Origin of the sequence: Flavobacterium kayseriense, assembly GCF_014305095.1 — a bacterium.
Taxonomy (GTDB): domain Bacteria; phylum Bacteroidota; class Bacteroidia; order Flavobacteriales; family Flavobacteriaceae; genus Flavobacterium; species Flavobacterium kayseriense.
The window spans coordinates 1416207-1425397 of the sequence record NZ_JACRUI010000001.1 but is presented as its reverse complement, the minus strand read 5'-3'; the positions used below and the strand labels follow the sequence as shown (position 1 = coordinate 1425397).

The following is a 9191-nucleotide window of genomic DNA, read 5'->3' as shown; positions in this document are numbered from 1 at the left end:
ATATGACTCGATAGCTCAGTTGGTAGAGCACATCACTTTTAATGATGGGGTCCTGGGTTCGAGCCCCAGTCGGGTCACAATTTTAGTGATCAACACATAATTTCCTTGAAGCAATGACTCGATAGCTCAGTTGGTAGAGCACATCACTTTTAATGATGGGGTCCTGGGTTCGAGCCCCAGTCGGGTCACAAAGGTCGAGTAATTTATTACTTGACCTTTTTTATTTTAAGGCCACGTGGAGAAACGGTAGACTTGCCAGCTTGAGGGGCTGGTGCTCGCAAGGGCGTGTGGGTTCAAATCCCACCGTGGTCACTTAAAAATCAATCCATAAAATATAGTTTGACAATCTATATTTTATGGATTTTTAATTTTTAATGAAATCTTGAAACTAATTAGTACGACTCTCAGTAATAGGAATACACAAAAGGGATGATAACAAATGTCAGAGCATCCCCTAGGGCTTATTTTTATTCTCAAAAAAAATAAACTAGGATAAATTCTCATTTATTTAACGCAAAGAATAATAAGATTTAGTAGATTTAGCAACCCAAATTACAGTTAACATAAATTTATATTTAAAAATCTACACGAAAATGAAAAAAATCCTACTACTTGCTATGTTTATCTTTACTTCTTTAGGATATAGTCAAACTGCCGAAGATTATTTTGATCAAGGAATGAAGAAGTCAAATGCAGGAAACGCAAAGGGCTCTATTGCCGATTTCACGAAAGCTATTAATAAGAAACCAACATTTGAAGAAGCCTATCTAAACAGAGGGCTTGCGAAACTAACTTCGAACGATCTTACAGGAGCTTTATCGGATGTAAATAAAACTTTAGAACTAAATCCAGAAATGGCTTATGCTTACACCACTAGAGCTAGTATTAATTACAAACTAAATGATTACAAAAGTGTCATCGCTGATTGCACAAAATCAATTTCTATAAATCCTCAGGATTATATTTCATACAACTTAAGGGGATTGTCTTACAATAGATTAAAGGACGCTAAAAATGCATGTAATGATTTTACTAGCGCAATTAAATTAGGAAGCCAAAGCGCATCCCAAAACAAAAAAATGTTTTGCAAATAAGAATTTGCCTTTTTAAAAAAATTAAAAAATCCCCTAAGAACATTTTCTTAGGGGATTTTTTTTTAACACTTGTCGCGTCCTAAATTAGCGATACATAAATCGTATTACTACTTATAGCTAATCTAAAGCTTTTAATATACCCTCAGGAGCCTTACTTAAATACATTTGGTTTCTTATTCCATCAATAGACTTAGAATCATTAAAATAAATTTCTGATTTTTCTGAGCTTTGCTTAAGCATTTTTGCTGTACCAGATATTTTTCCTAAAGCCGTACTCAATAGAGGCTCACTCGCATCTCCTAGAACACCTAAATTACCGTAATTTTCCTTTAAAAGATAGTTAGGGGTTAAACCATTAAAATATTCTCCATATCCTGCAGAATTAGCGATTTTTAGAACAATGGGCTGCATGGCATAGCGATGATTTGGATTTCTATTTTCATTACCAAAAGTTGGTGAATCATACAAAGTTACTGAACCAACATTTTTCCCTACCGTTACATCTCCAATTTGCTCTACAGTCATGTATGGTTTTAATCCATTAATTACAAGTTCACTAGCGGATGCGGTACTTCTACTAGTTAAAATATATATTTTACTTAACCCTAAACTGTTTATAGCGGTTGTCCCAATTTTATCTGCAAATTTATTCTTTAATGCTTCTGGATTGTTAGCCTCAAAGAATGCATTAATCTTACTATTCCAAACCTGCTGCGCAAACACTTGGCCTGTATATTGCCCGGTAATCATACTGGCTAATCTTGTCGCACTAAGAACGGATCCTCCTGAATTATATCTCAGATCTAATACCAACTCGGTCACTCCTTGTGCTTTTAAAGTACCAAAAGCGGTATTTAATTCAGTATCATATTCAGCAAAAAAACCATTATAAACTAAGTAACCCACTTTTTTAGAACCAACTGTAAGCACTTTATTTACTAAAATAGGATTTTCTGCAACCACCGTTTTTGTTAATGCTATTGTTCTCCCATTTGGTGTTATCGCTCCACTATTATAATCAGCAAGGTTCAGCGTACTATTTTCAAGAGCCAATAAACTACTAAAATTAGTAACGGTAAGCGGTGTCCCATTTACAGCATAAAATAGATCTCCTCTTTTAATATCCTTTGTCGAAGCATCGGAGTTGGGAAGAATATATCGAACATAGCCAAAAATATCTGTTGTACTTCCCGGTTTAAAAACTAATCCATACTCTACACCACTATTCTTAGTTATTCCTTGAAGTTGCCCTTCCAGCACTAAATAATCTTTAACAATCCAACTAAAACGATCAATTGTACTGTTAACCCTTAAAGCACTAAAAAGATTTTCCGGGTCAGGATAATCCGATAAAAAAACATTTAACTGATCCTGAGATGCAAAACGATCATCAGATAAATTAGGAACATCAGCTTGCCATAAGTAATATTGATTCATCCCTTTCCATACAAAATCCTGAACTTCAAGAGATATAGGAGCAGCAATGTCGTCATTATCTTGACAGCCTTGAAAAACAAATAACGAAATAAATGATAGCAGTAAAAATTTAAAAGTAGGTTTCATATAATTGGAGGTATTTATATCATGAACGTAAAAATAGTACCTTTAGTTTTATTTTTATTTTTTATTTGTAACAAAAATACTTTTGACTCGTCTTCCTTATATAACTGAATACCCAAAACGATTTTATGAACCAATATGATTTTGTACAGATAATCAACCCTTTTCGAGACAAACTTTTTCGATTAGCAAAACGATTGCTTGTTAGTACAGAAGAAGCCGAAGATGCAACACAAGAGGTTTTAGTAAAACTTTGGAATAAAAACAATTCGCTGAATAAGTACAATAGTATAGAAGCATTAGCGATGAAGATTACAAAAAATTATTGTTTGGATCAGTTAAAATCAAAAAGGGCATCGAATTTGCCAATAACACATAACAACTATAAAGACCAACAAAGTACTGCCGAACAAAAAACAGAGGTTAATGATTGTTTACAGTGGGTCGAAAAAATAATTAATCAGCTCCCAGAGCAACAGCGAATACTTATTCAATTAAGAGATGTAGAGCAATATGAATATGCCGAAATTGCACAAATAGTTAAAATGACCGAAAGTGCCATTAGAACCACTTTATCAAGAACTAGAAAAACGATTAGAGAAAAGATGCAACAAAAAAACAATCATGGAATTATCTAAAATAAAACAATTAATAAATAAATATCTTGAAGGACAAAGTAGTTTAGACGAAGAAACTATTTTGAGAAACTATTTTGCATCAGAAGTTATTGATGACACACTGCAAGAGTACCAACTAATTTTTAATTATTATACTACTGCAAAAGACATAAAAAGTTTAAAAGAACATCCTGCGCTACCCCTAATTCAAACAAACAAGAAAATTCGAACGTGGATATCAATAGCTGCATCCATTATTGTTTTTTTAGGCGCAGGAACATATCTTTTTTTACAAATCAACAACAACAATGCAGACAACCTAGGCACATATGATGATCCAGAAGTAGCTTTGAGAGAGACTCAAAAAGCGCTAGCATTGCTTTCTAACCATGTAAACACCGGAGTTGAAGGCATGCGCTACATGCAAGAATTCGAAAATTCGAAAAACAAAATTTTTAATCCAATAACGAAAAACAAATGAAATCAATCTTTTTAAAAAACAGTAAAAAACTACTTTTAACTCTAGCACTGTTGCTACTTTCTACACCCTTCTTTGCACAATCTGCTTTTGATAAATTTGAAGGTCAGGATGACATTACAGCACTAATTGTAAACCGTAAGATGTTTGAACTAATGAGCAAAGTAAAAGTTGATGCTACAGATAAAGAAGCACAACGTTACATGAACCTCATCAAAAAACTTGACAACTTGCGTGTTTTCTCTACTGCTAGTTCTAAAGCAACAACTGACCTAAAATTAACTGCTGATAAATATGTAAAATCTGTTGGACTTGAAGAATTAATGCGTGTAAATGATAGTGGGAAAAACATAAAAATTTTAGTAAAATCCGGCAGTTCTGATTCTCAAATTAAAGAGCTACTCATGTTTATTGAAGGTAGTGGTAAAACGAATCAAACTGTTTTAATGTCTTTAACAGGGGATTTTGACCTAAATGAAATTTCGATACTTACAGATAAAATGAAAATTCCTGGAGGCGAGGAGCTTAAAAAAGCTAGTAAAAACAACCGCTAATATGAAAATCACTTATAGTACAGTACTCGCTATTACATTACTTTGCGTAAGCTGTAATAAAGAACCTTCACTTCAAAAATATTTTGTTGAAAATACTGAAAACAATAATTTCTTAGCTCTTGATATCTCTCCTTCCATCTTAAATATAGCTAAAGATAGCCTAAGCGAAGATCAACAAACTGCCCTTGCTTCGTTTGATAAGATAAATATATTAGCATTTAAATTAACAGAAGAGAACAAAGAACAATATGAAATAGAAAACACAAAAGTAAATCAGATCTTAAAAGATGAGAAATACCAACAACTAATGAAATTTAGCACTGGTGCTAGCGCAGCATCTGTAAGTTTTATAGGCGATAATGATCACATAGACGAATTTATTTTATATACCAACCGAAAAGAAAATGGCTTTGCCATAATTCGTGTACTTGGAAAAGACATGAATGCAAACAATATAATGAGTCTGATGCAAATTGTACAAAAATCAAATGTGGATATGGAGCAACTTAAACCGCTACAGCAACTCATGAAGTAAGTAAATTTAAAAGGGTCTTGAAATAATTCAAGACCCTTTTTTATATAATAGACAAAAACGATTACAATAAAGCCGCTTTTAAACTTTCTAAATCTACTAAAATCTGTTCTCCAGTTACTAAATTTTTAAGGGAGTAGGAATTTGAAGCTATCTCTGTTTCGCCAACGATAACAGCAAAAGGAATATTTCGTTTGTCAGCATGCTGAAATTGTTTGGCTACTTTTACATTTTCCGGATACAATTCTACTTTTATACCCGCCGCACGCAATTGTTTAATGGCTTGCATAGCATAAAACGCTTCGCCATCTCCGTAATTAATAAACAATGCTTTTGATGCTGCAGTAACTGTTTCCGGAAAAAGATTTAACTCTTCAACCACCAGATATATACGGTCTAAACCAAAAGAGATTCCAACACCACTCATGTTTTTTAAACCAAAAATACCAGTTAAATCATCGTATCTTCCACCGCCACCTATAGATCCCATAGCAACACCTTCAGGAGCGCTAACTTCAAATATAGCTCCCGTATAATAATTAAGACCTCGAGCTAGGGTTACATCTAGATCTAAATTAGCTGTCGCTAATCCTAATTTAGAAACATTTTCACAAATAAAACGCAACTCCTCAACTCCTTTTAAACCTTCATCTGAAGAAATTAAAAGCAATTCTAATTTTTCTATTTTTTCAGAAATTGATCCCGTAAAATTAAATAAGGGTTGCACTTTTGTGATAGCATCCTCCGTAATTCCCTTAGCTATCATTTCGTCTTTAACGCCGTCCTCGCCTATTTTATCCAGCTTATCTAAGGCAACCGTAAAGTCAATTAATTTGTCTGATGCTCCTATAACCTCAGCAATACCCGAAAGAATTTTACGATTATTGATTTTTATATTTACCCCATTTAACCCTAATTGGGTAAATACAGTATCATACAACTGTACCAACTCTATTTCCTGCCACAAAGATTTAGAGCCAACCACATCAGCATCACATTGAAAAAACTCTCTAAAGCGTCCTTTTTGGGGTCGGTCTGCACGCCAAACTGGTTGAATTTGGTATCTTTTAAAAGGAAATTCAATTTCGTTTTGATGCTGCACGACATAACGTGCAAAAGGCACCGTCAAGTCATAACGCAACGCTTTTTCAGATATACTCGAAGTAAGCTTCGTACTATCCTTAGTATCTAAATGAGCAGCATTGGCTTTCGCCAAATAGTCTCCCGAGTTCAGAATTTTAAAAATTAAACGATCTCCTTCTTCTCCATATTTACCCATAAGGGTTTCTGAGTTCTCAAAAGAAGGTGTTTCGATAGGCTGAAAGCCAAATTTCTCAAAATTACTCTTAATAGTTTGAATAATATACTGTCTTTTTGCCACCTCAGCAGGTGAAAAATCTCTTGTTCCTTTAGGAATACTTGGTTTTGATGCCATTTTTGAAATGTGGGTTTAATACTTGCTCTAGCACTAAAAACTATAGAGCCAAAATTTAAATACTTAAATTGAGAAGTGCAAATATCTAATTTTTAAAATAAATAATACTTCATCCAAAATAAACTTGTAACAAAAATTGTATTTTCGTGTCAAACTACCATGATGCTAAATTTACTAAAAGAAAATATCCGAATCGCATTTGGTTCCATTAAGACCCAAATATTAAGAACCTCGCTTACGGTAATCATTATTGCTATAGGAATAACTGCCTTGGTAGGTATTCTGACTGTGGTATCTGCGCTTGAAAATACTATTTCATCTGACTTTGCCTCCATGGGAGCCAACACCTTTAATATAAGTCAGTACGAGAATACCGCCAGACGAAGAGGTGGTGAGGAACGAACGATTATAAATCCAATCATTTCTTACCCAGAGGCCGTTGCTTTTAAAAATAAATTCAATTATCCTTTCACTGAAACTTCGGTGTCATTTACAGCGACATCAATCGCTGAGGTGAAGTACGAAGCAAATAAAACAGACCCTGCTATCTCAGTAGTAGGTGTTGATGAATTCTTTATCACAAATTCCGGATTAGAAACTAGCTTAGGTCGAAACTTCAATTCTTTTGATATTGCAAACAATAACTACGTTTGTGTTGTGGGTTCTGATTTTGAGAAAGGGCTCCTGAAAGACGTCAATCCTTTAAATAAAACAATCTCTATTAGAGGTGCTCGATTTAAAGTAATTGGAGTACTAAAAGAGAAAGGCTCTACTTTTGGTAACAGCCAAGATTTAAGAGTTTTAATTCCTATTCAAGTAGCACGTTCTTTATTTACCGCTCCAAGAATTAATTATAACATGAGTGTAATGGTTTCTAAAAAAGAAATTCTAGACCAAGCCATCGATAATGCAATTAGTACTATGCGTAGAGTACGCAAATTAAGCCCAATTAAAGACAATAATTTTGGAGTAGTTCGTTCTGATGATTTGATTAATAGAATTTTGGGAATTACCCAATACTTGGGATTAGCCTCTTGGCTTATTGGTATTATTACCGTTTTGGGATCTTCTATTGCTTTAATGAATATTATGATTGTGTCTGTTACGGAACGAACGCGTGAAATAGGAGTTAGAAAAGCCTTGGGTGCTAAGCGCTCTACAGTCGCCATACAATTCTTTATTGAAACAATGATTATTGGACAATTAGGAGGTATCGTAGGTATTATACTCGGTATTTTAATCGGTTTTGGTATTGCTACAGCTTTAGATTTTGCTTTCGTAATTCCATGGGGGGCGATCTTTGCCGCTTTTACTACTAGTTTTATAGTAGCGTTAGTTTCAGGATTATATCCTGCAATCAAAGCAGCGGTTCTAGATCCTATTGAAGCCTTACGCTACGAATAAACTTGGTAGTTTTAAATTATTGAAGATAAACAATATAGCACTAAATTAATGCTTTAGTCATTCGGTCATTACCATAAATATCCTTACGCAATTCTATGTTTTTGAAATTTAAACTCTGCAATAACTCGACCATTTCTTGTCCTAAATATTGATTTATTTCAAAAAATAAGTGACCAGAACTTGTCAAGTTTTTTTGAGCTAACTGGGCGATTTTTGTATAAAAAATTAATGCATCATCATCAGCAACAAAAAGTGCCAAATGAGGTTCATTGTCTAACACATTTTTTTTAATTTCTTCTTTTTCAAGATTCCTAACATAAGGAGGGTTTGAAACAATAATATCAAATCGCTGTTCTAAATCGACGGTTTCTAAAATATTTTGAAAAATAAAGGTTATAACAACGTTGTTATTTGCGGCATTTTTTCGAGCTATCGCCAAAGCTTCTTCGGATACATCAATGGCGAAAACAGTTGCGTTTTTGATATTTTTAGCCAAAGAAATCGCGATACATCCACTCCCTGTTCCAATATCTAAAATTCGCAGTGGAAGGTCTGCCTTCTCTGAATTAACGGTTGATACAATCCAATCGACCAACTCCTCTGTCTCTTGCCTTGGAATAAGTACTGCATCATTGACTGCAAAATCCAATCCATAAAAACTAGTTTTGCCTAGCAAATACTGTATTGGAATTTCCAGTTTTAATTGCTGTACTAATTCATCCCAAAGTAGTACGTCTCTTTCAGAAAAGCTTAAATCTGGAGTTAAGGCAAGATCAATTCGTCTAAGTTGTTGCTTGTCTTCAAGAATTAAATAAAAAAAACTTTCGACTTCTCCAACATCGTAAATAGGTGTTAGCTCCTTAATAAAATAACTTCTATATTCCTTAATTCTCATGACAGACAAAATTTAAATTGGGTACTCTAGGCCTTTAGCAACTTATATTACAAATCCTTCAACATCCATACAGGACAAGAAGTATGACCGGTACTTCCCATAGGCGCACTTATATTTTTGAAGCCTACTTTTTTATATAATTTTTGAGCATCTAACATAAAAGGCATTGTTTCTAAGTAGCATTGCTCAAAGCCAAATTCCTTTGCTGCTTGCAAACACCTTGACATCATCGCTCCACCAATCCCTAAACCACGCGTCTCAGGTAAAAAATACATCTTTTGTAATTCACAAATACTATTCGCTTCATTCTCAAGAGGCGCCACTCCTGCTGAGCCAACAACTTTACCATTATATTCTACTACAAAATAAGCTGATTTGGCTTTACTATATTCTTCAAACATAAAATCCAAGTATGCATCTTCATAAGCGGTACCTACCTTAGGAATATTCAACTCATCAAAAACGGCGCGAATTAGTTGTGCTACCGCTTCGTTATCTTCTTTTTTTATCTTTCTAATTAACCAATTTTCCATACTGAAATATTCCTTTACTTTAAAAGCACAAAAGTAGAAATACTTTACTGTATTTTTTACTACAATTACAACTAAATCATAAACTCAAA

Annotated in this window: 10 protein-coding genes and 3 tRNA genes; 9 read left to right on the top strand and 4 right to left on the bottom strand. The window is 33.9% G+C overall.

Translation table 11 applies throughout. The annotated features are described in order from the left end of the window. Window positions 1-4: 4 nt before the first annotated feature. The 4 genes from H8R22_RS06180 (at window position 5) to H8R22_RS06165 (ending at window position 1094) form a co-directional block, all read left to right on the top strand. A tRNA-Lys gene (locus tag H8R22_RS06180) sits at window positions 5-77 on the top strand. Window positions 78-115: 38 nt separating this feature from the next. Then, window positions 116-188 (top strand) — tRNA-Lys (locus H8R22_RS06175). A 41-nt stretch (window positions 189-229) separates the two neighbouring features. Beyond that, a tRNA-Leu gene (locus H8R22_RS06170) sits at window positions 230-312 on the top strand. A gap of 281 nt (window positions 313-593) precedes the next feature. Continuing rightward, window positions 594-1094: a tetratricopeptide repeat protein gene (locus H8R22_RS06165; RefSeq protein WP_187008440.1), complete on the top strand. Its 501-nt coding sequence runs from the start codon at window positions 594-596 to the stop codon at window positions 1092-1094. Window positions 1095-1211: 117 nt separating this feature from the next. Here the strand turns inward: H8R22_RS06165 and H8R22_RS06160 are convergent, their stop codons facing one another. Continuing rightward, on the bottom strand, window positions 1212-2657 hold the full coding sequence (locus H8R22_RS06160; protein ID WP_187008441.1) for a S41 family peptidase: 1446 nt from the start codon (window positions 2655-2657) through the stop codon (window positions 1212-1214). A gap of 125 nt (window positions 2658-2782) precedes the next feature. Between H8R22_RS06160 and H8R22_RS06155 the strand changes: the two genes are divergently transcribed. Genes H8R22_RS06155 through H8R22_RS06140 form a run of 4 tightly spaced genes read left to right on the top strand, consistent with a single transcriptional unit; the run spans window position 2783 to window position 4838 of the window. After that, window positions 2783-3292 carry an RNA polymerase sigma factor gene (locus H8R22_RS06155; RefSeq protein WP_187008442.1) on the top strand — a complete coding sequence of 170 codons (510 nt, stop codon included), beginning with the start codon at window positions 2783-2785 and terminating at the stop codon, window positions 3290-3292. Then, window positions 3279-3752, top strand: a complete 474-nt coding sequence (locus tag H8R22_RS06150; RefSeq protein ID WP_187008443.1) for a hypothetical protein — start codon at window positions 3279-3281, stop codon at window positions 3750-3752. The genes H8R22_RS06155 and H8R22_RS06150 overlap by 14 nt, the downstream gene beginning before the upstream one ends. Next, window positions 3749-4303: a DUF4252 domain-containing protein gene (locus H8R22_RS06145; RefSeq protein WP_187008444.1), complete on the top strand. Its 555-nt coding sequence runs from the start codon at window positions 3749-3751 to the stop codon at window positions 4301-4303. Before H8R22_RS06150 ends, H8R22_RS06145 begins: the two co-directional genes overlap by 4 nt. A gap of 1 nt (window position 4304) precedes the next feature. Continuing rightward, window positions 4305-4838, top strand: coding sequence for a DUF4252 domain-containing protein (locus H8R22_RS06140; RefSeq protein WP_187008445.1), 534 nt, complete (start codon window positions 4305-4307; stop codon window positions 4836-4838). 61 nt (window positions 4839-4899) lie between these two features. Here the strand turns inward: H8R22_RS06140 and hisS are convergent, their stop codons facing one another. Further along, entirely contained in the window at window positions 4900-6270 is a 1371-nt protein-coding gene (gene hisS / locus H8R22_RS06135) for a histidine--tRNA ligase (RefSeq protein ID WP_187008446.1), read from the bottom strand. Between the two features lie 159 nt (window positions 6271-6429). Here hisS and H8R22_RS06130 point away from each other — a divergent pair, with 159 nt between their 5' ends. Continuing rightward, window positions 6430-7674, top strand: a complete 1245-nt coding sequence (locus H8R22_RS06130; RefSeq protein WP_187008447.1) for an ABC transporter permease — start codon at window positions 6430-6432, stop codon at window positions 7672-7674. Between the two features lie 40 nt (window positions 7675-7714). On the opposite strand, the gene prmC is transcribed toward H8R22_RS06130, so the two are convergent. Together prmC and H8R22_RS06120 are read right to left on the bottom strand one after the other, a co-directional pair. Then, the gene (prmC, locus tag H8R22_RS06125) at window positions 7715-8569 is read right to left on the bottom strand and encodes a peptide chain release factor N(5)-glutamine methyltransferase (protein WP_187008448.1); all 855 of its coding nucleotides are present in this window, start codon (window positions 8567-8569) and stop codon (window positions 7715-7717) included. A gap of 47 nt (window positions 8570-8616) precedes the next feature. Next, window positions 8617-9102 (bottom strand): GNAT family N-acetyltransferase, encoded by a 486-nt coding sequence (locus H8R22_RS06120; RefSeq protein ID WP_187008449.1) that lies wholly within the window; start codon window positions 9100-9102, stop codon window positions 8617-8619. Between the last annotated feature and the right edge of the window lie 89 nt (window positions 9103-9191).